The sequence below is a fragment of the Nostoc sp. genome, from assembly GCF_036916655.1.
GTDB lineage: Bacteria > Cyanobacteriota > Cyanobacteriia > Cyanobacteriales > Nostocaceae > Nostoc.
Window position 1 is genome coordinate 1 of record NZ_JBALFY010000022.1, and the last position, 25,094, is coordinate 25,094.

24 protein-coding genes are annotated in these 25,094 nt (G+C 41.9%); 16 read left to right on the forward strand and 8 right to left on the reverse strand.

The window, feature by feature from the left end; all coding sequences use genetic code 11:
• Positions 1-354: 354 nt before the first annotated feature.
• Genes V7L31_RS05775 through V7L31_RS05790 form a run of 4 tightly spaced genes read left to right on the forward strand, consistent with a single transcriptional unit; the run spans position 355 to position 1,859 of the window.
• The gene (locus V7L31_RS05775) at positions 355-606 is read left to right on the forward strand and encodes a UPF0175 family protein (protein WP_334695361.1); all 252 of its coding nucleotides are present in this window, start codon (positions 355-357) and stop codon (positions 604-606) included.
• Positions 607-639: 33 nt separating this feature from the next.
• Positions 640-897, forward strand: coding sequence for a hypothetical protein (locus V7L31_RS05780; RefSeq protein ID WP_334695362.1), 258 nt, complete (start codon positions 640-642; stop codon positions 895-897).
• Entirely contained in the window at positions 890-1,153 is a 264-nt protein-coding gene (locus V7L31_RS05785) for a DUF3368 domain-containing protein (protein ID WP_334695363.1), read from the forward strand. The genes V7L31_RS05780 and V7L31_RS05785 overlap by 8 nt, the downstream gene beginning before the upstream one ends.
• A 4-nt stretch (positions 1,154-1,157) precedes the next feature.
• Positions 1,158-1,859 (forward strand): Uma2 family endonuclease, encoded by a 702-nt coding sequence (locus V7L31_RS05790; protein ID WP_114082846.1) that lies wholly within the window; start codon positions 1,158-1,160, stop codon positions 1,857-1,859.
• On the opposite strand, the gene V7L31_RS05795 is transcribed toward V7L31_RS05790, so the two are convergent.
• The 4 genes from V7L31_RS05795 to V7L31_RS05810 form a co-directional block, all read right to left on the reverse strand.
• On the reverse strand, positions 1,856-2,710 hold the full coding sequence (locus V7L31_RS05795; protein ID WP_334695364.1) for an oxygenase MpaB family protein: 855 nt from the start codon (positions 2,708-2,710) through the stop codon (positions 1,856-1,858). The genes V7L31_RS05790 and V7L31_RS05795 overlap by 4 nt on opposite strands.
• Before the next feature lie 22 nt (positions 2,711-2,732).
• The gene (locus tag V7L31_RS05800; protein ID WP_334695365.1) at positions 2,733-3,863 is read right to left on the reverse strand and encodes a CO2 hydration protein; all 1,131 of its coding nucleotides are present in this window, start codon (positions 3,861-3,863) and stop codon (positions 2,733-2,735) included.
• A 127-nt stretch (positions 3,864-3,990) separates the two neighbouring features.
• Positions 3,991-5,496 (reverse strand): NADH-quinone oxidoreductase subunit M, encoded by a 1,506-nt coding sequence (locus V7L31_RS05805; protein WP_334695366.1) that lies wholly within the window; start codon positions 5,494-5,496, stop codon positions 3,991-3,993.
• An 81-nt stretch (positions 5,497-5,577) separates the two neighbouring features.
• A complete protein-coding gene (locus V7L31_RS05810; protein ID WP_334695367.1) occupies positions 5,578-7,434 on the reverse strand; it encodes an NAD(P)H-quinone oxidoreductase subunit F in 1,857 nt (618 codons plus the stop codon).
• A gap of 658 nt (positions 7,435-8,092) precedes the next feature.
• Here V7L31_RS05810 and V7L31_RS05815 point away from each other — a divergent pair.
• The 8 genes from V7L31_RS05815 to V7L31_RS05850 all read left to right on the forward strand — a co-directional run bounded on the left by V7L31_RS05815 (position 8,093) and on the right by V7L31_RS05850 (position 16,057).
• Entirely contained in the window at positions 8,093-8,401 is a 309-nt protein-coding gene (locus V7L31_RS05815; protein WP_012410633.1) for a carbon dioxide-concentrating mechanism protein CcmK, read from the forward strand.
• 94 nt (positions 8,402-8,495) lie between these two features.
• Positions 8,496-8,840, forward strand: coding sequence for a carbon dioxide-concentrating mechanism protein CcmK (locus tag V7L31_RS05820; protein WP_010995041.1), 345 nt, complete (start codon positions 8,496-8,498; stop codon positions 8,838-8,840).
• Positions 8,841-8,846: 6 nt separating this feature from the next.
• The gene (locus V7L31_RS05825) at positions 8,847-9,149 is read left to right on the forward strand and encodes a EutN/CcmL family microcompartment protein (protein ID WP_334695368.1); all 303 of its coding nucleotides are present in this window, start codon (positions 8,847-8,849) and stop codon (positions 9,147-9,149) included.
• A gap of 94 nt (positions 9,150-9,243) precedes the next feature.
• Complete coding sequence (locus V7L31_RS05830) at positions 9,244-11,244, forward strand: ribulose bisphosphate carboxylase small subunit (RefSeq protein ID WP_334695369.1); 2,001 nt, start codon at positions 9,244-9,246, stop codon at positions 11,242-11,244.
• A gap of 166 nt (positions 11,245-11,410) precedes the next feature.
• Positions 11,411-12,184, forward strand: a complete 774-nt coding sequence (locus tag V7L31_RS05835) for a transferase (protein ID WP_334695370.1) — start codon at positions 11,411-11,413, stop codon at positions 12,182-12,184.
• A gap of 57 nt (positions 12,185-12,241) precedes the next feature.
• Complete coding sequence (locus V7L31_RS05840) at positions 12,242-13,030, forward strand: BMC domain-containing protein (RefSeq protein ID WP_334695371.1); 789 nt, start codon at positions 12,242-12,244, stop codon at positions 13,028-13,030.
• Between the two features lie 244 nt (positions 13,031-13,274).
• Positions 13,275-14,216 (forward strand): LysR family transcriptional regulator, encoded by a 942-nt coding sequence (locus V7L31_RS05845; RefSeq protein WP_334695372.1) that lies wholly within the window; start codon positions 13,275-13,277, stop codon positions 14,214-14,216.
• Positions 14,217-14,422: 206 nt separating this feature from the next.
• Positions 14,423-16,057: a mucoidy inhibitor MuiA family protein gene (locus V7L31_RS05850; RefSeq protein WP_334695373.1), complete on the forward strand. Its 1,635-nt coding sequence runs from the start codon at positions 14,423-14,425 to the stop codon at positions 16,055-16,057.
• Positions 16,058-16,572: 515 nt separating this feature from the next.
• On the opposite strand, the gene cls is transcribed toward V7L31_RS05850, so the two are convergent.
• Both cls and V7L31_RS05860 read right to left on the reverse strand, forming a co-directional pair.
• Entirely contained in the window at positions 16,573-18,015 is a 1,443-nt protein-coding gene (cls, locus tag V7L31_RS05855; RefSeq protein ID WP_334695374.1) for a cardiolipin synthase, read from the reverse strand.
• 1 nt (position 18,016) lies between these two features.
• Complete coding sequence (locus V7L31_RS05860) at positions 18,017-18,862, reverse strand: endonuclease/exonuclease/phosphatase family protein (RefSeq protein WP_334695375.1); 846 nt, start codon at positions 18,860-18,862, stop codon at positions 18,017-18,019.
• 522 nt (positions 18,863-19,384) lie between these two features.
• On the opposite strand from V7L31_RS05860, the gene V7L31_RS05865 reads away from it, so the two are divergent.
• Both V7L31_RS05865 and V7L31_RS05870 read left to right on the forward strand, forming a co-directional pair.
• Entirely contained in the window at positions 19,385-20,692 is a 1,308-nt protein-coding gene (locus tag V7L31_RS05865) for an efflux RND transporter periplasmic adaptor subunit (protein ID WP_334695376.1), read from the forward strand.
• A gap of 154 nt (positions 20,693-20,846) precedes the next feature.
• A complete protein-coding gene (locus V7L31_RS05870) occupies positions 20,847-21,587 on the forward strand; it encodes an SDR family oxidoreductase (RefSeq protein WP_334695377.1) in 741 nt (246 codons plus the stop codon).
• 255 nt (positions 21,588-21,842) lie between these two features.
• Here the strand turns inward: V7L31_RS05870 and dapF are convergent, their stop codons facing one another.
• Entirely contained in the window at positions 21,843-22,700 is an 858-nt protein-coding gene (dapF, locus tag V7L31_RS05875) for a diaminopimelate epimerase (RefSeq protein ID WP_334695378.1), read from the reverse strand.
• Between the two features lie 69 nt (positions 22,701-22,769).
• Here dapF and V7L31_RS05880 point away from each other — a divergent pair, with 69 nt between their 5' ends.
• On the forward strand, positions 22,770-22,988 hold the full coding sequence (locus V7L31_RS05880; protein ID WP_334695379.1) for an Hfq-related RNA-binding protein: 219 nt from the start codon (positions 22,770-22,772) through the stop codon (positions 22,986-22,988).
• A 137-nt stretch (positions 22,989-23,125) separates the two neighbouring features.
• Here the strand turns inward: V7L31_RS05880 and V7L31_RS05885 are convergent, their stop codons facing one another.
• Complete coding sequence (locus V7L31_RS05885; RefSeq protein ID WP_442944364.1) at positions 23,126-23,257, reverse strand: zinc ribbon domain-containing protein; 132 nt, start codon at positions 23,255-23,257, stop codon at positions 23,126-23,128.
• 579 nt (positions 23,258-23,836) lie between these two features.
• On the opposite strand from V7L31_RS05885, the gene V7L31_RS05890 reads away from it, so the two are divergent.
• A complete protein-coding gene (locus V7L31_RS05890) occupies positions 23,837-24,958 on the forward strand; it encodes a glycosyltransferase (RefSeq protein ID WP_334695380.1) in 1,122 nt (373 codons plus the stop codon).
• Positions 24,959-25,094: the final 136 nt, after the last annotated feature.

Genomic DNA, 25,094 nt, shown 5'->3' on the forward strand with positions numbered 1-25,094 from the left:
TCACTCCAGTCATTCGCTTAAATTTTTTTGCAGTAAGCTGTTTGGCGTTCTCTATTTTCACTGCTCCTCAAAGTCCTAATTGCAAATTGCCAAACCCTTAATCATACCACAAAACACTTTTGCAAAAGTTCTACGGTGTATTTTCCACCTTGCAAGCGATCGCCAGCTACCCAAGCCATCTTTGCAACTCCCAATATATTTGTATTAATTTTCACACAATTGAATCTTGACAAGCTAAGTTAGCTTTGAGAAGGAGAGCGATGTCTACGATGTGCTACGCCTACGCTTTTTTCTCCCACACCCTAAAATTGCTAAAGTGAATTCTAGAATAGGCTTGCACTCCACATAACTTTTATGACTACTGTCACCTTAGAGCTACCTGAAGAAATATTCTCTGCTCTGCGCCTGTCACCTAATGAGTTTGTCCGTGAATTGCGTTTGGCTGCGGCCATACACTGGTATGGACGTGGTGAAATTTCCCAAGAGAAAGCAGCTAATATCGCCGATTTAGATAGAACAGATTTTCTCTTGGCTCTATCCCGTGAACAAATGGATGCTTTTATTGTTGATTTTGATGACTTACAACGGGAATTAGAACGTGGCTGAACCACCTGTAATTAATGCTTCACCTCTCATATTTTGTCTAGAAGTAGCTTCCTGGATTTGTTGCAGTTATTGGGTGAAGAGGTTTTAGTTCCATCAGCCGTAGCTGTTGAAATTCAGCAAAGAGGCGTAGAAGACCCGACTGTTGCAGCACTTTCACAAACAAACTGGTTAACAGTTGTAGAAGCACCTCCAACTCCTGAGATTATCCAATCTTGGGATTTAGGTAAAGGCGAATCATCTAGTTTTGACTTGGGCTTATACCCACCCCGGTACAAAAGCAATTATGGATGATCTTGCCGCTCGTAGATGTGCAGCAGTACTGGGAATTCCTGTACGAGGAACATTAGGTATAGTTTTGACAGCAAAGCAACGCGGCAAAATAACAATGGCACGACCAGTTATAGAGAATTTACGTTCATCAGGAATGTATCTTTCTGACCGTGTTGATCAATCAAGCACTGGCATTAGTCGGCGAGTAGTAAGCGATCGCTCCATCTCGTCTTCCACTGCTAAACTAAAAAACAACCCTTACATTCTGCAAAGGTAATCTTATGACCTCTGCAACCGATCCATCCACCGCTCTCACTCCGTTTCCAGACCATACACAGCTACCTGAGTCTGATGGTACATTCGTGAAAAACTTTCAGGAACATCCCCAAAGCATTCTCCTAACGGATTCAATTAAACCGATATTGCAAAAACGTCATCCTGATGGACAATACTGTATTGGTCAAGATAGCGGTATCTATTGGCGGATTACTGACCCTCCAGAAAAAGGCGCAGAAGCACCAGACTGGTTTTATGTAGGGAATGTACCACCTACTCTGGATGGGCAAACGCGCAGATCTTATGTACTCTGGCGAGAGTTTATTGCCCCATTGATTGCATTAGAATTTGTTTCTGGCGATGGTAGTGAGGAGCGAGACAAAACTCCGTGGAAGGGGAAATTTTGGATTTATGAGCAGGTGATTCGTCCGCCCTTCTACGGCATTTATGAAGTGAATAAAGCTAGTGTGGAAGTTTATGAATTAATTGGTGGACAATATCAGTTATTAACAGCAAATGAACGTGGGCATTATCCCATACATCCTTTGGGAGTTGAGTTAGGGATTTGGCAGGGGCAATATTATAATATGGAATTACCTTGGTTACGCTGGTGGGATTTGCAAGGTAATTTGTTGTTGACTGGTGAAGAAAGGGCCGATCGCTTGACTGCTCAATTGCGATCGCTAGGTGTTGAACCAGAAGCCTAGATTTTTGGATGAAGTGGCCCCACTTTTGCGATTTCATAGCCAGCGGGATAGCTGGGGATAGGAGAGTCAATATAAAAATTAGGGTGATTCCGAGGTGGGAATAACCGGATTAATTTAGCTCGGATTCTGAGTAGACTTACCATAAGCGATCGCAGCAATGGCGAGGGATAGGGAAAACCAAAGGCATCGAGCATTGTCTCATCAAGTAAAGCGTAGATACCTGGTTTGATGGCAGAACGCATCCACGAAGGAAACCAACTCAAAAATAAATCGCGTGTAGCTTCCCCAACTCGGCAATTTGTATCTGAATAGCGAAATTTTTGGCGTTCGTAATCCAGGTTATAGCGCTCGAATTCTTCGTAGGTTTCAGGGATATTCTGAATCTGCATTTGCTTACCTACTTCTCGCCAGAAGTAAAAAGACGCTAATCTTTCTTGTTCGCACATCAGCCGCCAACCAAACCGCACATTCCAACGGATAGGCTCGAAAATGAAGGTTGAAAGTACATACAGGAAATCGTTGTTGTCAATCTTGAAGCGTCCGTGGAGTGCATTCATGCGTTGCAGGGCTTCTTTGCCGCGATCGCTATCATAACCCCACTTAATCATCTCTCCAACAATGATTGACGTATCATCATAGCGTTTTTGCGGACAATGGGTAAATTCTCCTGTCTGATTCAGCAATTTAGAAATACTAGGAACGCAATAAGTTCGCATCAAAGCAACTTCGAGCGATCGCGTCATATCCCAAGGAAACTCATAGCCATTCATCAAGTTATAAATCCGGCAATGATTTTGTACTGGATCAAGTTGCTGAATTACATGAAGGTTTTTATAGCGATTGAAAAGCATATAAAATTTCTTGGTATTCAATTCATTTATTCACATCTAGCAACCGCGAAGTTTGTAACCGACTCATCCACTTCTCTAAATAAACTCGATTAATTTTTTGCTCATTTGGATCTTTAGTATCCAAAGGATGAGGCATCAGTCCCAAAATGGTTGCTGTCGTCACGCAAAACATCGATTTTTGGAAACTCATGCAAATTTGTACCCGCAAATCATCTTCACCCCGGAGACTACGACGATAAATTTCGTGCAGATACTCTGGAAGATAATGACGCATATCCTGCATCAATAAGGTGGGAGGAATACCCGCGCCACCTATGGGCAAAGGATCGGCATACAATGCGCCATATTGAAATAGAGTTTGATCTGGGGGAATTTGATATCCTTGGGCGTTGTATGAAACTGTACCGTGGAAAGGAGTTCCTCGGAAGAATACTGCTTCTACATAAGGGATGGCTGTATCTGCTAAGAAAGTCAAACCAACGCTTTTGGGAATGATGTCATAGGCTTCATTCCGAATTTTGACTGTGTAAGTAATTGGGTTTGATGCATTTGCCACTAACCCAGCTTTAATGTGTTCTACAACTTGGGGAATCGATTTGATTTTGCCTCGATCGTAGAGGTCTGATAAGCTGAGGAAGATATCAGCCATGACTCGCCAGAATTGACCTAAACCTGTGTAGTAAGCAGAGACGCGCAAGTGTTCTGTCAAGAAATCTGGAAACAGTTGGTTTATACTTGGAATGAAGGGATTATTTTTAAATTTTGCGGCAACAACGGCTTGCGCTCTTTCTTGAAATTCTGGTGTATCTAAATACGTATCTAGTCCGCCGCCACCGTGCCACATCATGGCTTTCATGCAATACTCGGCATATTCAAAATTAATTCGGTTATGCCACCAGTGACGGAGTAATTTCTGCAAAGAAATCTTTCCATTAAAATATTTAAAAAATGGGAAAAATACTAAAAATTGATGCTCGGCAATATAGTTAAGATTTTTTGAGTAGGCATCTAAAACTACGCCATAGCTTTTAAGAATACCAACAACTTCCAGTACATTTTCTGGACTATCGGGGAGTAATGCATCTCCTTTTTGCAGACGTTCAATATACTCAGCTAAGGGATTGTGAGTTGCTTTCTTTTTAATAGTTACCATTACCATCTCTCCGAAAAGTATAGGGATTGGGGGATTGGGGGATTGGGTACTGGGGATTGGGTACTGGGGATTGGGTATTATGTATTAAAAAAATCTTCCCTAGCCCCTAGTCCCCAGTCCCCAGCCCCTAATCCCTACTCCCCATTGCTTTATCCAAGGACACTGCTACTACTACGTTTTGGCTATTCACCATTGCTGTAATTGTTGGTTCAGTCCAGCGCACTAACCAAGCAGGTTGAATGCCAAAAATCACAATCAGCACAGCTAAAATTACCGCTGGGATGCGATCGCTCCAATACACTCGTGGTAAGCTGGTAACTTGTGCAGAAAGGCGACCAAAAAAGGCGCGGTTGACGAGTATTAAGAAGTAAACTGCTGTTAAACCAGTGCCAAGCATACATAGCAAGGTTTGCACTGGAAAAACTGGAAAACTCCCCCGATAAACTACGAATTCGGAAATAAACCCTAACATTCCCGGTATACCAGCGCTAGCCATAACTCCGACAATCATCAAGCTACCGATTACTGGCATCCCCCGTTCTGGGTTCAGCAATCCTTGGATGACTTCTAAATCTCGGCTTCCGGCTTTTTTATACACAACCCCCACCAGCAAAAACAGCATTGCGGAAATCAAGCCGTGGCTAATCATTTGCATCACAGCACCTAACACACTTAAAGGTGTGGCCGCTGCCGCTGCTAAAAGCACATAACCCATGTGTCCAATGGAGCTGTATGCTACCATTTTTTTCATATCGGTTTGAGCGATCGCGCAGGATGAACCATACAGCACACTTATCACCGCCCAAGTGGCTAACCAGGGAGCCAGATAACTCCAAGCTTCTGGTAACAAGTTCATGCCAAATCGCAGTAAGCCGTAAGTTCCCAACTTCAATAACACCCCAGCCAACAAGACTGAAATCGGTGTGGAAGCTTCAACGTGAGCATCTGGCAACCAAGTATGAAAGGGAACCAAGGGAATTTTAATCCCAAAACCGATCAAAATTCCCGCTAGCAATAAAAGTTGTGTTGCTAGAGGTAAAGTTGTCGCGTTCAAGGTTGCTAGTGCAAAGTTAGAGGAACCACTCAACCAAACCATGCCGAGGAAGCTTGCTAAAATCAGGATTCCTGAAACGGCTGTATAAATCAGAAATTTAGTTGCAGCATAACCCCGTTTCGCGCCACCCCAAATAGCTATCAACAAGTACAGCGGAATTAGTTCCAATTCATAAAACAGGAAAAATAGCAGTAAATCCTGTGCCAGAAAGGCTCCTGTCACCCCAGCGCTTAATAATAAGATCAAAGAGTAATAAAATTTCGGACGCTGTAAGGATTCATCGCTGCTGTAGATGGCAATGGCAGTTAACAATCCATTCAAAACCAACAATGGCAAAGATAAACCATCTATCCCAAGGTTATAATTCAACCCTAAAGCATCTATCCAAGGGACAGACTCGGCAAACTGTTGAGTAATTTCTCCTGGATGAAACTGAATTGCTAGTACGATTGTCCACAAAAATGCGATAGTCGCAAAGACCAAAGCCACCCCACGGGCGAATTTCCCACTGATGCCAGAGGGCGAGAAACCAATTAAAGCTGCACCGATTAACGGCACTAGAATTAAAACACTAAGCATAAGTAGGTATGGAATGGGGAATGGGGACTGGGAAAAAACTCTTACCCTATCACAAATGACAAATGACCAATGACAATATCTTTAAAAAGGCAATTTATCTAGTAAACCCAACGACCAGCTGATGAAAAAACCCAGGACGCTGACGACTGCTAGGATGGTCAACATATAGCCCTGAGATTGTCCAGAAATGCTGTACTTTAAAGTTTGTCCGCCGAAAATTGTTGCAAACCCAACCAAGTTTACAAAACCATCAACCAAATAGCGATCGCTCCAAGCAGAAATTTTAGATAGCAGTGCAACTGCGCTTACCACCGTTACAAGATAAACTCGGTCAATATAAAAATCATAACCTAACAAGTCTTGCACAAATCTCCACGCCAAGATTCTCGATCGTGACCAAGCTTTGTGCAGATGAACCGTACACCCTACACCTACTCCCACCCCGGTAGAACCAAACAACGCTAACGCTACATACCAATTAATACTTTCCCAATCGGGTAGCAAGTACCATTGCTGTAACATCAGAGGTAGAAGCAGAGTTAGTACTGTCAGAATTACCATTGGTAGCGCCATTTGCCAACCAACTTCTGGGGTGCGACGGGTTTTTTGTTGCGGTTTACCCCAAAATACTAATCTAAATACTCTGGTCAAGTTTAATGCTGTTAAACCATTAACTAATATTAAAACCCCAATTACCCAAGGGCTAATACTTACGAAACCGTCAGCCCATGCTAACATTGCCCAGAAGCTTCCCAATGGTAGTAGTGTGATCATTCCGGCTGCACCGACTACAAAGGCAGTGGTGGTAGCTGGCATCCGTGACCACAAACCGCCCATTTCTGTTAAGTCTTGGCTTTGGGTAGTCAAAATGACTGAACCAGAACTCATAAATAATAATGCTTTGGCGATCGCATGAGTTAACAGCAACATTAAGGCTACACCCCCTTGCTGCAACCCTACGGCCAAAAATACTAAGCCCATGTATGCACTGGTGGAATGAGATAGCGATCGCTTAATGTCAATTTGAGCTATAGATACTAATGTGGCTCCAATCGCCGTTACCGTCCCCATAACTACCAAGGCATTTAAGGCAACTGGCGAGAGGGCTAACAATGGTTGAAATTTATACAGTAAATAAGCGCCACCAGCTACTACCAGCGAGTTCCGCATTACCGAAGCGGGGTTTGGCCCTTCCATTGCCTCATCTAACCACAGGTGCAGGGGAAATTGGGCACATTTACCAGCAGGCCCAGCAATTAACGCCAACCCCAGCAATGTCGATGTCATTGGGCTTAAATTAGCTGTTTGCGCCCATTCATATAAATTTGAAAAGTTCAAACTCCCGGCTAAGGTAGAAAGTGTTACCACAGCCATTAGCAGCAACAAGTCTCCCACCCGTTTAGTCCAAAACGCATCCCGCGCCGCCGTCACTACTAGCGGTTGAGCATACCAAAACCCCACCAGCAAGTAAGTCGAAAGGGTCAACAATTCTAAAAGCGCATAGCTGAGAAATAAAGAATCACTGATTGCTAGGCTGCTCAAAGCTGCTTCAAAAAATCCCAGCAGCGCAAAAAAACGCGCTAACGACCAGTCTTTTTCCATGTAACCCAGAGCGTAAACTTGTGCCAGTAAGCTTAACCCTGTAATTAAAACTGTTGCCCCAATACTAACTGGTGACAGTTCCAAGGCAAAAGATAAGTCTAAATCCGCAACTTTGAACCAATTCACCAGTAAAGTTTCTGGTTCTCTATACCAGATACTTTTAAATACAAACAGGCTATGGATAAAAGCTAAAACGGTCGTCAACAAATTGATATATGCCGCAGGTCTTGGCCCTGTTCGCCTAATTATTCCTATTCCCCACGGCAAGGTCAAAATTGCGCCCAATAAGCTATAAAAAGGCACAAACCAACTTGTTGAAAATAGAAATTGATCCATTTAAATTTTCCTTGACGACTTAGCCTTGATTTTAAAAAAGCTCTAAAACAATTATTTATTTAATAAAATTAATTTACCAAAATATCGATGTTTTTTTAATATTGTTTCAGCTACATTCTGGCGAGTACTTTTACCTAGCTTTATCCTATTTAACATAAGTAAAATATAACTTTACATAAGCAAAAGCATTTACTTGCCTTAACACCACCGACCTTTTTACATTTGTATTTCTATTTTAACCAAAGTACTTTATACAATATATTTGAAAAAGTTATATATTTTTTACCTAGTCATTCTAGATGTAGCAATCTTTAACAAAAGATAGATGCAGCAAAAGTTACAGCCGATGTTTCTCCCTCGACAGATCGGATTAGCCCTGGTTATGAATGTCGTTTTGTCAATGTAATAAAGAAATTATAAAGCATAAGTGGCCTCTCTAGGAATTAGTGAACTTTAATCGCTTAGAAGGACAGATAACTTTTTGTTAAGTTTTTTAAAACTTTCTTATCATAAACTATTATAGTAATTTATATTGGCAGGGACGCCAAGCTTTCCTATGCTTAATTTGGAAGTGTTTTCTTAGCTATAAGATAAACCTCTCCCCGTCAAAAATTTCAAACAACAGTACCGATCTGATTCATTTTGTAGGAGTTCTGCGATGCCAATTGCAGTTGGGATGATTGAAACGAAAGGCTTTCCAGCAGTTGTAGAAGCTGCTGATGCGATGGTGAAAGCCGCCCGTGTCACTTTAGTGGGCTATGAAAAAATTGGTAGCGCTCGTGTCACCGTCATAGTTAGGGGAGATGTATCGGAAGTTCAAGCTTCTGTAGCAGCTGGGGTTGAAGCGGCGAAAAGAGTCTTCGGTGGTGAAGTGTTATCCACTCACATCATTGCTCGTCCTCACGAAAACCTGGAATACGTATTGCCGATACGTTACACAGAAGCGGTAGAACAATTCCGTACTTAAAAGCTGTTTAAACAAAGTAATTAACGCTCTTTACCTGAAAAGAGCATCACTTTTGTTGTCCAAGGCTAAAAACTTTAAATAGGGATTAAAACTAATGTCAATTGCAGTGGGAATGGTTGAAACGCTAGGCTTTCCAGCAGTGGTAGAAGCTGCTGACGCAATGGTGAAAGCGGCTCGCGTTACTTTAGTAGGTTATGAAAAAATTGGTAGTGGTCGGGTAACGGTAATTGTTCGGGGTGACGTTTCCGAAGTTCAAGCTTCTGTGGCCGCAGGAGTTGAATCTGTAAAGCGAGTCAATGGCGGACAAGTACTGTCTACTCACATCATTGCTCGTCCTCACGAAAACTTAGAATACGTTCTACCAATTCGTTATACCGAAGATGTAGAGCAGTTCCGGGAAAATGTAAATGCAATTCGTCCTTTCGGTAGAAGACCGTAATTTGTAATGCAAATTGCCAAAGTTCGCGGCACAGTAGTTAGCACCCAAAAAGAGCCAAGTCTTAGAGGTGTGAAACTACTGTTGTTACAATTAGTAGATGAAAACGGCAACATCCTACCAGAATATGAAGTAGCAGCAGATATTGTGGGAGCTGGAGTAGATGAGTGGGTACTCATCACTCGTGGTAGTGCCGCTCGTCAAGTTGTTGGCAATGAACAGCGTCCATTGGATGCAGCAGTGGTGGCGATCATCGATACTATTTACGTTGAAGATCGCCTCATTTACAGCAAAAAAGATCAATATCGATAGTCATTAGTCATTGGTCATTAGTCATTAGTCATTAGCTCTCGACAAAGGACAAAGGACAAATGACAACTGACGACAATACAGGAGGAATCTCGCGATGGCAGTCCGCAGCACGGCGGCACCCCCAACCCCGTGGTCAAGGAATTTAGCTGAACCCAAAGTCCATGAAACTGCCTTTGTACATTCATTCTCCAATCTGATTGGGGATGTACGAATAGGTGCAAATGTAATCGTTGCTCCGGGGACTACGATTAGAGCGGATGAAGGTACACCCTTTTATCTTGGTGAAAATACCAATATTCAAGATGGTGTTGTCATTCATGGGTTGGAGCAAGGACGAGTAATTGGTGATGACCAAAATAAATACTCGGTATGGATTGGTAAAAACGCTTGCATTACCCACATGGCTCTAATTCACGGGCCAGCTTATGTAGGGGATAATTCCTTCATAGGCTTTCGCTCGACGGTGTTTAATGCCAGAGTGGGTGCAGGTTGCATCGTGATGATGCACGCTTTAATTCAAGACGTAGAGATTCCCGCCGGTAAGTATGTACCTTCGGGAGCGATAATTACTAGCCAGCAGCAAGCTGACCGCTTGCCAGATGTGCAAGATCAAGATAAAGAATTTGCTCATCATGTGGTTGGGATTAATCAGGCATTACGAGCGGGTTATCTCTGTGCTGCGGATAGCAAATGTATAGCACCCATTCGGGATGAGAACGCTAAATCTTATACAGGTAATGGTATTACTGTTTTAGAGTTGGAAAGGAGTAGTGAAGTGGCGAGCAATAGCTTGGGTGCAGAAACAATAGATCAGTTGCGGTATCTATTACAGCAAGGTTATAAAATTGGTACGGAGCACGTAGACCAAAGACGGTTCCGTACAGGTTCTTGGACTAGTTGTCAACCAATTGAACCGAGATCGATCGGTGAAGCGATCGCAGCCTTAGAAAGCTGTCTAAATGACCATAGCGGCGAGTATGTCCGCCTGTTTGGCATTGACAAAGGTAGACGGCGTGTGCTAGAGAGCATCATCCAACGTCCAGATGGTGATGCCAAACCAGCTACCAGTTTTAAAGCTCCAACTAGTAGCCATAGCAATGGCAGCTACAGCAGCAGTAATGGTAATGGTAACGGTAATGGATCTAGCAGTGCCAAAGTTAGTGGCGAAACTCTAGATCAAATTCGCCAACTTTTGGCAAGTGGTTACAAAATTGGCGTAGAACACGTAGATGAGCGGCGCTTCCGCACAGGTTCTTGGACTAGTTGCAAGCCAATTGAAGCAACTTCCACAAATCAAGTCATCTCCGCCTTAGAAGAATGTATCGCCAGCCATCCAGGCGAGTATGTGCGTTTAATCGGTATTGATACTAAAGCCAAACGGCGGGTATTAGAAAGCATTATCCAACGTCCAAACGGTCAAGTAGCCTCCTCTGGTAGTCAGAAATCATTTCATACCAACGCTAGCTCTGCGACAGCAACAGCTACCAGTAGCCACTTAAGTACAGAAGTGGTAGACCAACTCCGGCATTTATTGGCTGGTGGCTCGAAAATTAGCCTTGAACACGTAGATGAGCGCCGCTTCCGTACAGGTTCCTGGACTAGTACAGGTCAAATTCAAGCCTCCTCAGAAAGAGAAGCGATCGCAGCCGTAGAAAGACAACTCGGCGAATATCCAGGGGAATATGTGCGCTTAATTGGTATTGACCCCAAAGCCAAACGCCGGGTATTAGAAACTATTATCCAACGTCCAAACGGTCAAGTAGCCTCCTCTGGCAGTCAAAAATCATTTACCACTAGTGCAACACCCTCTGCAAAATCAACAGCTACCGCTACCCGCTTGAGTACTGAAGTAGTAGAACAACTCCGGCAACTATTAGCTGGTGGGTATAAAATTAGCGTTGAGCATGTAGATCAACGGCGATTCCGTACAGGTTCCTGGACTAGTACAGGTCAAATTCAAGCCTCCTCAGAAAGAGAAGCGATCGCAGCCGTAGAAGGACAACTCGGTGAATATTCAGGGGAATATGTACGCTTAATTGGTGTTGACCCCAAAGCCAAGCGTCGAGTATTAGAAACGATTATTCAACGTCCGTAGTAAAAGAGAATAGGGAGTAGGGAATAGGGAATAGGGAGTGGGGGAGATAAGGGAGATGAGGAGGTAGGAGAGAAGTTGCAGCAAGTCTTTCCCCACTCCCCACTCCCCACCCCCACTCCCACTCCCCACCCCCACTCCCCACCCCCCACCTGAGGTTAAAATTTCCATGTCTGTGCCGCCACTGCGCCTCAGCAATAACTTTGATTCTTACATTAGTGGTGAGGTGACTATTCATCCAAGCGCGGTACTTGCACCTGGGGTGATCCTCCAAGCGGCTGTAAATAGCAAGATCATCATTGGGCCAGGGGTCTGCATTGGTATGGGAGCAATTCTCCAAGTCCATGAAGGCACTCTAGAGGTAGAAGCAGGTGCAAACCTGGGAGCCGGTTTTTTGATGGTTGGCAAAGGCAAAATTGGAGCAAATGCTTGTATTGGTTCAGCAACAACAGTTTTTAACTATTCGGTTGAACCTGGACAAGTAGTACCACCTGGTTCAATTTTAGGAGACACCAGTCGGCAGATTAGCCAAATCAAAGAACCAGAACCATCTACAAATAACCCTACTTCTACAAATGCAGTACCACCAAAGGAAGAGGAAAATGGCTCAGGTGAGGTTAAGGAAAAGGTAACTTCCTCAACTAACTTCTCAGCTGCGGCTTTTGTAGATTTCAAACAAAACAAGTCGATTTCTTATTTTAAATCTCCCGCCACTCCCGAAACTCAGTCTCCTCCCGTGGAGGAACCTGCCAATGAGGCTAACTCCACCTTGGAGTCAGCCGCCCAAGAGTCTACAGAATATCATTCAGACCCCAGTCAGCCAACTACAGAATCCCCTAATGGTTTCGGGACTCAAATTTATGGACAAGGGAGCATCAGCAGACTGTTGACTACATTGTTTCCTCATAGACAATCCTTGAGCAACCCAAACTCTGACGATTAGTTCGAGTAAGTGTTAATTGTAAGGTGTCGGCTTTTTCCGTATTTTGGAGAATTCATCATGGAAACATATAATCAACGGTCTACTCGCACCAACCAAGGGGCGAGTAGTCAAGAAACCTTTCAGGATACTGCTTTAGGTTTAGTTTCTACCCGCAGCTTTCCTGCGATCGTGGGGACAGCGGATATGATGCTGAAATCGGCGGGAGTTCACCTCGTTGGGTATGAAAAAACTGGTAGTGGTCATTGTACTGCGATCGTTCGGGGTGGAATTGCTGACGTGCGTCTGGCGGTAGAATCAGGCGTGCAAACAGCTGAACAGTTTGGTCAGTTGGTTTCTAGTTTGGTGATTCCCCGACCTTATCCCAACCTAGATATAGTGCTTCCCATCACAACCCGTTTCACTAAATTGATGCAAGAGGGCAATTACAGCCGTCTGAGTAATCAAGCAATTGGTTTGGTAGAAACGCGAGGATTTCCCGCAATGGTGGGAGCATGTGATGCCATGCTCAAAGCTGCTGATGTTCATTTAGCAGCCTATGAAAAAATTGGTGCTGGTTTGTGTACAGCGATTATCCGTGGTTCCGTAGCAAATGTGGCGGTAGCAGTGGAGGCGGGAATGTTTGAAGCAGAACGTATTGGGGAATTGAATGCTGTGATGGTAATTCCTCGACCCCTTGATGAAATGGAGTTAACCTTGCCATTGGCAAGCTGCTGGATAGAAGAACGGGAACCGTTAAACTTGCCAGTGAATATTAAAGAACAAGTTGCCGAAATCGAAGTATTAAGATTACCAGACTTAACCAAGCTACCGACAAAAGTTGCAGAAGAATTATGGAATGATGAATGATGATAGATGAATTTTGAAAAATCCTTATTCATCATTCATCAGGAGATGGAAGGCATCTTACGCTTTAGCTGTTCTGATAATACCTTCTTGAATCCATAAATAAAATACCCTTATTATAATATGAACAATAGAGTTTTATCTATGATAAAACTCGTAACTTTCTGTGAGCATCACCACATCATTTGCCAGTGTTCAGCAATACTAGTTTTATATCTATTAATCGCTATATACAGGAGAATCACCCTTGAACCAAGCGACGCTGCACCAGTTAAAGGTGTTCGAGGCGGCGGCACGGCACAGTAGCTTTACTCGTGCTGCTGAGGAATTGTTTCTCACCCAACCTACTGTTTCTATGCAGATCAAGCAACTTACAAAAACGGTAGGGCTGCCATTATTTGAGCAAGTAGGGAAGCGATTGTATCTGACCGAAGCCGGACGGGAGTTATTTGCCACTTGCCGGCAGATTTTTCACAACATAGCCCAGTATGAAATGAAGGTGGCAGATTTAAAAGGGCTAAAACAGGGACAATTACGCTTGGCAGTGATTACAACAGCAAAATATTTTATCCCACGTTTGTTAGGGCCGTTTTGCGAACTTTATCCAGGGATTGATATCTCGCTACAAGTAACAAATCACGAACAAATTTTAGAACGGATGAGTCAAAATTTGGATGACTTATATATTATGAGTCAAATTCCAGACAATATAGATGTGACTTGTGAACCATTTTTAGAAAACCCTTTGATCGTATTTGCACCGACTAGTCATCCGTTATCCAAAGAAAAAAATATTCCTATCCAACGCTTGTCTCACGAACCTTTCATTATGCGGGAACCTGGCTCAGGAACACGCCGCGCCGTCCAAAAGCTATTTGAAGAAGAAGGGGTAGTAGTAAAAGTCAAGCTAGAATTGGGAAGTAATGAAGCAATTAAACAAGCGATCGCAGGTGGTTTAGGTATTTCCGTTTTATCTCGTCATACCTTACTATCAGACACTTCAGAATTTAGCATTTTAGATGTACAACACTTCCCCATTCAGCGACATTGGTACATGGTTTACCCATCTGGCAAGCAGCTCTCTATCGTCGCTCGTGCCTATTATGACTATCTACTAACTGCGGCAAAGGATTTTGTCGAGCAAAACACTGATACTACTTCTAGTACGCTCGAACCAATTCATGGGTAAAATAATTCGTAATTCGTAATTCATAATTATGAATTACGAATTACCTATGAACTGGGCTATCGTGTCGCCCACCCCACAAGAGTTAATTGGATATTTTTTTATTTGGAAGTCCCTAATTACGAATTACCTAAAGGGGGGTTGACTCTTAGACCGGGAAACATTGACAATTAACCAGCAGAATCATTAAAAATGGGGGAAAACTGGCAATGGTTAACCCGGAACTACCGTCTTGGCGCAAAACAGTGCAAAGCGAGATTGTAGCTGTTACCGTGTATGCTGACAGAGCATTGGTTACACGGCGGGGTGTTGTTAATTTAACAGGAATTGAACAGGAATTAGTAATTACCCCAGTGCCAATAACTCTAGAAACTGAGTCTGTCAGGGTTAGTGGTACGGGTACGGTAGGGGTGCGCTTGCTGGGAGTTAGTAGCGATCGCATTTACACTACTGAACCGATAGCGGAGCGAGTAGCACATTTAACAAGGCAAATTCAGCAACTAGAAGCAGAAAAACGCCACCTGCAAGCCCAAGTGGATGCTTTAGCATTACAATCTAGTTTTATCGCCGGCTTACGTGAAAAAACAGAAGAACCCTTTTCCCAGAGTTTGTCGCGGAAAAATCTCAGCCTGAGTGAAACATTGGATTTCCTGAACTTTCTCGGAAGCCAGTATAGTGAATATGCGATCGCATCTGGAGAGTGCAAAACTCAACAGCAGGAATTAGACAAACAACTGCAAGCACTCCACACCTCATTGCAAAAAATCCAAACACCCCATCCGAAAGAGAGTTTTAGCTTAGTTGTCGCAGTTGAAGTAGGGGGTGAAGGCGAATTTGAATTAGAGGTATCCTACATAGTAAATCGCGCTAGCTGGAATCCGCTTTATGACTTGCGTTTTAGCACTACCAGCGATATTGTGCATCTGAGCTACCTTGCAGAAATCACTCAAAGCACTGGCGAAGATTGGATTGGTGCAAATCTCACCCTTTCTACCGCTAAACCAGGATTAGGTACACTTCCACCCAAACTTGAACCCTGGTATATTGATACCCCACTTCCTCAAAGAGTGCGGCGATCTCGACTAGCTGCCGCCCAGCCACCACTACTGCCTAGCATACCAGAGCCGCCTGCTACCGCCGCCAGAACAGATTGGCAAGAACAAGACGAAGTTGCCGAGGATAGTCTCATTCCAGCAGAAACCGTTATAGCAGAAGTATCCAAACAAGGGAGTGTAGTTACCTTTAAACTGAATGGTGGTGGTAACATTCCCAGTGATGGCGCACCCCATAAAACTACGATTTTCAACGATGATTATCCTTGTAGCTTTGATTATGTAGCAATGCCACGCTTGGTAAGCTTTGCCTATCTACAAGCGAATGTGAAAAATAATCCCAACGGTGCAACTTTGTTACCAGGTAAAGCGAATATTTTCCGCGATAACGTTTTTGTCGGCACTACTGGGTTAGACAATATTGCCCCAGGGCAAGAATTCAAACTGAATTTAGGAATTGATGAAGGTTTAAAAATAGAGCGCGACTTAGTTGAGCGTTTGGTAGATAAAAGATTAATTAGTAGCCAGCGCCGGATTACTTACAGTTATCGGTTGATAATTACTAACTTACTCGACAAAGAACTAAATCTGAAATTAACTGAACAATTGCCAGTTAGCCGCAACGAGCAAATAAAAGTGCGTCTTAGTCGCAGTAACCCACAAATTCAACTTGGTGAAATGGGAATTTTAGAGTGGCTATTAACTCTTCCACCCCAAGAACGGCGAGAGATATATTACCAGTTTAATGTTGAACATTCGCCTGATTTAATGGTAGTTGGGTTAGATATTTAGGGAATCCCAAAAAGTAAATTTTCTGCTAAAAAACCATAACTCTTGTAGGGTGGGCATCTTGCCATTAGTGTCAACTTAAGCTGGAAATAGCTTATCTGTTGGCTTCCATACCCGCCCGGAAATAAATTTTCGGGCTAGTAGCTTAAGTCTACTGAAGTAGACTGTGAGATTTTTAGTCATCTTCAGATGACTTCAGCTATGAGACGGGAATTTCAATTCCCGGCGGACAAGCGGTTTCACTTTAAGTTGAAACCAATGCGGTATGTTCCCTACGAGTGTAACTTACTAGCTATATGAGACTGTTGGCGAATTAATAGAGAGTCTAACCCATCATTACTCTGATTTCAGTCCGTTGAAACGGACTTGAGCTATTAGCCCGAAATTTATTTCCGCGCGGGAAAGCAACTCCAAACCAATCTTTTAAGGGTGGGGGGTCGTACAAATAATTTGGAATAATTTATTTTTTGGAAGTCCCGTTAGTTCTCGAAGTCGGGAAGCCATAAGACTTACTCACATTAAAGTAAAGGAGTCAGCAATCGCGAGACTCTCACGGCTAATTTAAACCAAAAAGGTTTTTTATCGTACTCATGAAGATCAACAGCAACACAGACGGCTAAATCATCCTCTAACATCTTTTTCACACTTTGGACAAACTGAGGCTCGGTAACAAAACCCATAACTTCAAAATTTAGAGAAAAAGAGCGATTATCTAAATTCACAGTTCCTACTCCTGCGAGATTCCGATCAACTACTATAATTTTCTGATGCATAAACCCATTTTTATAACGATACAATTTGATACCGATTGTTTCCATTTCGGTATAGTAAGAGAAGGAACATAAATAAACAAATAAGTGATCGGGTCGATTTGGTAAGATGATTCGCACATCTACACCTCGCATTGCTGCCAGTTTTAAAGCCGACAATGTTGCCTCATCCGGCACAAAGTATGGACTAGCAATCCAGAGGTGAGTTTGAGCTTGATTAATTAGTTCGACGAAAAAAAGCTTACAAGCTGGCAAACTATCTGCGGGGCCGGTAGGAAGTATAAATGCAGTTTGATTAGTTTCCTGATTAACTTTTACCTGCCAATTAACTTCGATAAGTTTTCGAGTCGCCCAATACCAATCTCGCACAAAGGAATTTTGTAGGCTTTTTACAGTTGGGCCTTCAAGCATCATGTGAGTGTCGCGCCAGGGACTCAAGCGAGGATTTTTTCCTAAATATTCGTCACCAATATTCAGTCCACCAACAAATGCTATTTCTCCATCCACCACTAAAATTTTCCGATGATTGCGAAAATTAAATTGGAACCGATTACCCTGACCTTTGGTGGTGTTAAATGCACTGACTGCAATTCCATGCTGTTGTAGAGACTCGATATAAGGGCGAGATAGTTTTTTTGAACCAATTTCATCGTAGAGAAAATAGATGCTGATTCCTTGCTTGGCTTTAGCAATCAACGCTTCTTTAAACTCATTACCTGATTGGTCATCGTTAACAGTATAAAATTGAAACAGAATATAATTTTTCGCCGCTGCAATCTTTTTCAGCATTGCTTCATAGGTTTGCTGACCATTAATCAGTAATTCGGCAGCATTCCCTGATGTGAAAGAAATATCTGTAAAAGTCTCCGCTAATGGTTGTAATTCAGCGAGATTATCGGGTGGCGCAACTTGAAATTTAATCAGTTCGTTATAAGTAGGATGTAAAAGCTTGTAGTGTTGTGCATAGACTGAGCGCAGTGTTTCAGCATATCCATGAAATTTAGTTCTTCCTAAAATCCAATACAACGGAATTGCTAGCCAGGGAAAGGTAATTAGAGAAATACTCCAAGCAATTGCCCCTTGGGAAGAACGCACATTCATCACTGCATGGGCAGCATGTATAACTCCCACGAAATGAACAACAACTGTCGCTGTGCTAAAAATTGCGAGAACACTACTATCTACAAGCATCTTAATTTTTTTGAGTATTGGTATAAGTAAATTCTGCCAGCAATGGTTTGTGATCTGATGAACAAATTTCGTCTAGCACTTTTGCAGTGGCTTTCTTCACACTGATATCTCGGTAAAAGATATGATCTAAAGGAGGTGATAATAGAAAACGTTTAATTTTATACTGATGATGAGGTGCGAAAACTACAGGCGTTAACCCTAATTTAGTTGTTACTTGATTGAGGATAACTGCTCTTTTTCGACTCCAAGTATTAAAATCACCTGAAAATATTAGTGGTCCGCGATGTATAGATAACGCTAGCTCTAATTCTTGCAGTTGTATTTTAAATTTATTTAAATCTACAAAATTTATCAAATGGCTATTGATTGTCAGGAGAGTTGTGCTTTGTTCAGATAACAGATACTCAGTAATTAAAGAAATTTTAGGAGTTCTCACAATCGGCTCATGATGTCGAGTAGTGATAACTTGTTTGGTTATTGGACTGATTGTAGCTGCTGTGAAAATCCCTGAATAGGTTTGATGATGAATATCTACAAAATTAGGTGCAAAGCTCCAATTCATTTTCAGCCATTTTCCCCATTCATCGGCTTCTAATTTGAGAGAAAATTCTTGTAGAAATATCAGGTTTGGTTGATAAGTATCAATAATTTTTAAAAAATCTTTTACCCAAGTTTGATTATAGTTTTGTTTAGCAATATTCCAGCTAAGAACTTTAATTGATTTACTATCAATTTCTGTTTGGAGGGAATTATTTTTATCAATCGTCAGTTCTTGCAAACGCAGAAATCTATAACCTGGAACAAATCTCGTTACGAGAGTATTTACGTGTTCTTGAATATTAGACATCACTAATATTAAAATGGATTTCTTTTAGCTTAACGCTATTGAATAATTGTCACATAAAAATGGCGCACTTGTAAGGCTATCCCAAACTGCGGTTTTGGTAGCAGGATCAGCAAAGTTTCCAAGGGCATGATAGCCAGTTTTTAGGTTATTTGAAATCTGGTTGTGCCCAAGGTTCTGGCAAATAATCCTAATGTTAGTTGAAATAACAGCGATCGCTTGGCATCGGGAATTGCATTGTCAATCAAAATTGCTGTAAGTAAAACAACTTGTAATACTGTTCACTTAAGACAAGAGACGCGATGAATCGCAGTCTTTACAATAATCAGTCTTGCGTCTTGACGGCGATTTATTTTGAGGGGATTCACCTTTCGGTAGATTTAGACAGAATCATCAAAACTGTATATTTGGATGGTATAACACATAATTTGCGATAAAACCTCATGCCAAATCAGTAATTTACAATCAACAGATGAAATTTTGATTGAATTCTAGTTAATTTGTTCCTTAAATTCCTCATAAGCCATGACATCCCCTGAGCCTCAAACCGATTTTGGAGAAAAAGCTCCACAAACCTCATTTGAGCCACCTTCTGGAAAACGGCGGTGGCTTTGGTTATTTTTAGCAGCACTACTATCGTTAGGGGGCGGAGCAGCTATAGTTTGGCGTTTGCTCACTCCGCAAAATTCAGCACCCGCAACTGCTAACACTCAACCTCAAGGGGTAAGAGTCAAAATATCGACAGTGCAAAGCGGCATAATTGAGGAAAGTTCAGATTTTATTGCTAGCCTAAAATCTCAGCGCTCAGTCACGCTCCAGCCGAAGATTCAGGGCCAAGTTACCCAAATACTTGTCAAATCTGGAGATCCAGTCCCCGCAGGAGCAGCAATTCTCCAAGTAGATCGTACACTACAAGCAGCGATCGCTCTTAACAATACTGTGCCTCAAGCATTTTTATTGCAACTGGCAAATGCCCGCGCAACACTCAAATCTCTGGAAGCAGAACGACCCTCATACCTTGCAAATGTGCGATTGTACCAGCAGAACTACCAAAAGTTTGTCAACCTAGCTGAACAAGGAGCCATATCTCGACAGACTAGCAATCAATTTGCTGACAGACTCGCCAATGCTAAGACTAGTCTTGATGCAATTGATTCCAGGATTCAAGCACAACGAGCCATCATCTTGCAAGCTGAAAAATCCTTACAGCAAGCTAATGTAAATCAAACACAGCAGATCCAGTACGACAAAATTATCGCTCCCTTTAATGGCACTATTGGTAATATGGCTGTGAAAGTTGGTGATTTGGTTAATACTTCTACACAATTAGTTAATATCACCCAAAATCGACCTTTGGAAGTGAATATCTCTGTGCCACTACAGCAAGGGGCCCAATTGCGTAAGGGAATGCCAGTGGAGGTTATGAATACACAAGGTCAAAAGCTGGGTAGAAGTAGGGTATTTTTCATCGCACCTACCGCCAGTAGTGAAACACAAACGATATTAATCAAAGCACTTTTTGATAACCCTAACGGTCAATTACGGGCAGATCAATTGGTAAGAGCTAGAGTGTTCTGGAATCAGCGCCCCGGAGTTTTAATCCCCACAACAGCAATGACTCGTATCGGTGGGGACACTTTTGTTTATGTAGTTGAAACCGAAAAATCTCCTCAAGGTGTATTGCAACAAGTAGCTCGACAAAGGCAAGTGAAGCTAGGCGAGATCAAAGGTAATAATTACCAAGTTATCGAAGGATTACAGCCAGAAGATAAAGTTATTATCTCAGGATTGCTCAATCTTAGGGATGGTGTTGCGATCGTTCCAGAATTTTAATGAAGGCTGGGGAGTGGGGAGTGGGGAGTGGGGGATGAGGAAGCAGGGGAAGGAAAACTATTGATTTCAATGCCCAATACCAGTCCCCAATGACGAATGACGAATGACTAATGACGAATGACTTTAGTGAACCAAAATAAAAGCAGATTAATCTATGGCATCTTTGGCAGGAAAGGTTGCAATTATCACTGGTGCATCGCGGGGGATTGGACGAGCGATCGCACTAAAATTAGCTGGTAACGGCGCATCTATTGTCGTTAATTATGCGGGTAATGCAGGCAAAGCACAGGAAGTTGTTGCAGAAGTTGAAAAGTTGGGGGTAGGGGCGATCGCTATCCAAGCTGATATTAGCAAAGTACGCGATATTCAACGGTTGTTTGAGCAAACACTAGAACGTTTTGGTAAACTCGATATTTTAGTCAACAATGCCGGAATCGCCTTTTATAAACCAATTACTCAGGTGACAGAAGAAGAGTTTGATCGGATTTATGCAATTAATGTCAAAGGCACTTATTTTACTTGCCAACAAGCCGCACAACACATGTCAGAAGGAGGACGGATTATCAACTTTTCCTCATCAACGACGGTGATGATGTTGCCAACTTATAGTGCCTATGTCGCAACCAAGGGTGCTGTAGAACAAATCACGCGGGTATTAGCTAAAGAATTGGGTACAAAAGCGATCGCAGTTAATGTTATTTCTCCTGGCCCCACCGATACAGAACTATTCCGAGAAGGTAAAACACAAGAACAGATAGACCGTTTAGCCCAAATGGCTGCTTTTGGCAAACTGGGAGATGTGCAAGAAATCGCCGATGTAGTAGCGTTTCTCGCTAGCGATGAAGCCAGGTGGATTACTGGGCAAAATATTCGTGTAAACGGTGGAATCGCCTGATTTTAAGGCACAGAGAACACAGTGTTGAAGAAGAATTCAGAAGTCAGAATTCAGGAGTCAGAATCAAGACGCGACGCTCGTTCGCCTTTGGCCTCTCCCCTTCTCCCAAAGGGAGAGGCTAACGCCAAGGGAGAAAACTCGCTAACGCTACGCTATTCGCTTTTTCGGTCAAAATTCATTCTGAATTCTGAATTCTGAATTCTGACTCCTGACTCCTGACTCCTGAATTCTGTTCGATAAGAGAGGAAATAATTTTTACAATTTTCCTGTGAATACCCTCTTGGCTGGGCCTGTCATATAAACCCTTTGGTCTACTTCTGACCATTCAATTTGTAAGGGGCCACCTGGTAATTCTATAGTGGCAGTGCGATCGCATTTTCCAGTTAACACTCCAGCGACTAAGGAAGCGCAAGCACCAGTTCCACAAGCTAATGTAATTCCAGCACCTCGTTCCCATACCCGCATTTTTAGATAGTCACGGCGCACTACTTGAATAAATTCGGTATTTATGCGTTGCGGAAAAACTGAGTGATGCTCAAATTTGGGGCCGATGGTTTCTAACTCAATTGCTGCGACATCTTCCACAAAGGTAATAGAGTGGGGATTACCCATACTTACACAAGTGACATCCCAAGTTTGCCCCGCCACCTCCAACGGCAAAGAAATGACTTTTTCTTCAGCAGATGCAAGGGTGGTAGGAATTTCGCCAGCGAGTAACCTGGGTAAACCCATATCCACCTTTACTTGACCATCAGGAAGGATTTGGGGAATCATCACACCAGCTAGGGTATGAATGCGATATGTGATTGAGGATTGGGAAAATTCTTGCCCAGTCCCCAGTCCCTCTAAATCTGCTAAAAAGCCAGCTAAACAGCGAATGCCATTGCCACACATTTCCGGTTCGGAACCATCAGAATTAAAAATCCGCATGGTGTAATCAGTGCCGTTTTCACCGGGTAGGGCAAAAATAACACCATCAGCACCGATACCAAAATGGCGATCGCACAACTCGATCGCTTGCTCTGGAGTCAATACAGGCATAGATGACGAGCGATTGTCAATCAAAATAAAGTCGTTGCCTAGACCATGATACTTAGTAAATTCGATTGCCATTTCTTCAAGGATGAATTATCAAGGATTAGTTACTCTTTATTTTGCCTTGTAGGTTCATCTTTACTAAAAATGCTTACCGAATTTGACACCACTTTACCCAGTATTAGACAAGTCCAAAACCTGATTAAACAAACAACGCCAGTAGAGTTAAAGCTGCTAACTCAGGATGTGCTGACAGGAAAGGTTTTATGGCAAGATACACAGTGTATCTGTATTGTTGATGAAAACAGTCAGCAAATCATTATTTGGAAACAAGCGATCGCTTATATTAAACCAAAAATAAGTTAGTCATTAGTCATTAGTCATTGGTACTAATGACTAAAAACTCCATCCCACAAGTGGCACGGAGTTTTTTATCGTAAATTAAAGAGTTTAAGAACCTGCAATCTACATATAGCAACATTTCTACTCTTACACTCTCTCCACTAGCCCCTAGCGCTAGTCCCTAACGCTAGTAAACGCGTCCCTTCATCTCGAATATTAGTAGCTGCATTTACGTCTCTATCGTGCTTAGTGTCGCAGTTGGAACAAGTCTGGCTACGTACATCTAGAGGCAGACTAAGCTAAAAACATCTAATTTGCATAATCGAATTAAACATAACTCTTGTGGGGTGGGCAACATGAGCGCCAGCTTATGCAATTTGAATATGGAACAGCTTACCAATTTTATTTAGGCATACTTAAACCAAGCATCCGCTACGACTATAGGAAATGATTATGTGTTATATTTTGCATGTTTGTATTTAGATAGTTAGCAAATAATTGCGATAGAGAAAGGGAGACTAGCACTAACGCCATCGGGTTTGAGCGAATAGTTTAGCATATTTCTATTTTTTCTGCTAGTTTCCTCTATAGTAATCCGAATTAAAATATGAGGAAAATCGGAAATAAAAATACGTATTTATAAGATTTTTAGCCATTTTGCTCTCACATCTAATTTAGAATTGCTATATAAAAATCCATTAAAAATATTTCCTGAATAATCATTTCAAAAAATATGTATGTTTGAGTAATATGATAATACAAATAAGTCAATAATTCAAAAGTTAGAAAGGATATAATACAAGTTTTGTAGCCAAAATCTTGTTTATTTAGGGAAAGAAAATACTAAATTTAAAGAAATTAGGAGTAACATCATGAACCTAGTTGGTATGTATCGCCGAGCTTATCCAAGAGTGTCAGAAACTTTTATTGGAGAGCAAGCCCATAATTTACAAAGATACAAGCCTTTATTTGTTAGTTGTCGCCTTTTAAAAGAAATCCCTTTTGATCATGTTGCCGTTAGCGATCATGATTTCTTGAATATCAAACAGTTATTTTATGTACTAACTGCTTCAACAAATATGTTTGAAAACAGTGATGAGTTAAAAAAATTAAAATTAATTCACGCTCATTTTGGCCCGGATGGTATTTATGGAATGCGATTAGCAGAAAAATTAAATATTCCTTTCATAGTTACATTTTACGGCTATGATATTACCTTGACGCGTAAAAATATGTGGCTGTCGGGGAACCCGGCATTTTATCAATTTCTTTTGTATGAGCAAGAAATGAAGCAAAAAGCATCGAAATTTATTGCTTTTTCTAGCTTTTTGTATAAAAAGATGATTGAGTATGGCTATCCAAAAGATAAAATTATTCAACACAATAGTGGCATAGATTTACAAAAGTTTGCCCCAAAAACTGAATCGGCAGATGAAAGATATATTATGTGTGTAGGAAGACACGTTGAAAAAAAAGGAATTGATACTCTAATCAAAGGCTTTGCACGTATTGTAAACAAGCATCCAAATGTATCACTTTTTCAATTGGGAACTGGCCCAATGACAGAAAAATTGAAAACTCTAGCAAGTGAGCTTGGTGTTAGTGACAGAGTAAATTTTCTAGGGGCACAACCTTATGAAGTAGTTCAAAAAATGGTGCGAGGTGCAGAAATATTTTCTCTACCTAGTCAAACAGCAAAGGACGGTAATAGTGAAGGTTTACCGCTTGCAATCTTGGAAGCTGCTGCTTGTAGTTTGCCAATAGTTTCTACTTGGCATAGTGCTATTCCCGATGCTGTTATAGATGGAGAAACTGGTTTTTTAGTTGCAGAAAAAGACGATAAAGCTGTGGCAGAAAAATTAGATATCCTCTTGTCTGACCGTGCTTTGGCTAAAAATATGGGTACTAAAGGACGAGAGTTTATTTGCGAAAATTTTGATATTCGCAAACAAACTGCCAAGTTAGAAAATATTTATGATTCAGTAAGCAATTAATGAGAGTCGTGGTTGAAGAAGAATTCAGAATTCAGACGGGGGACGCTTGAATACTCGCTCTAAGCGTTCGCATAGCGTCTTGTAGATGAAGGCTTTACCCTGCGCTATCCACCAGTCGCACAGAATACCTTTCTTG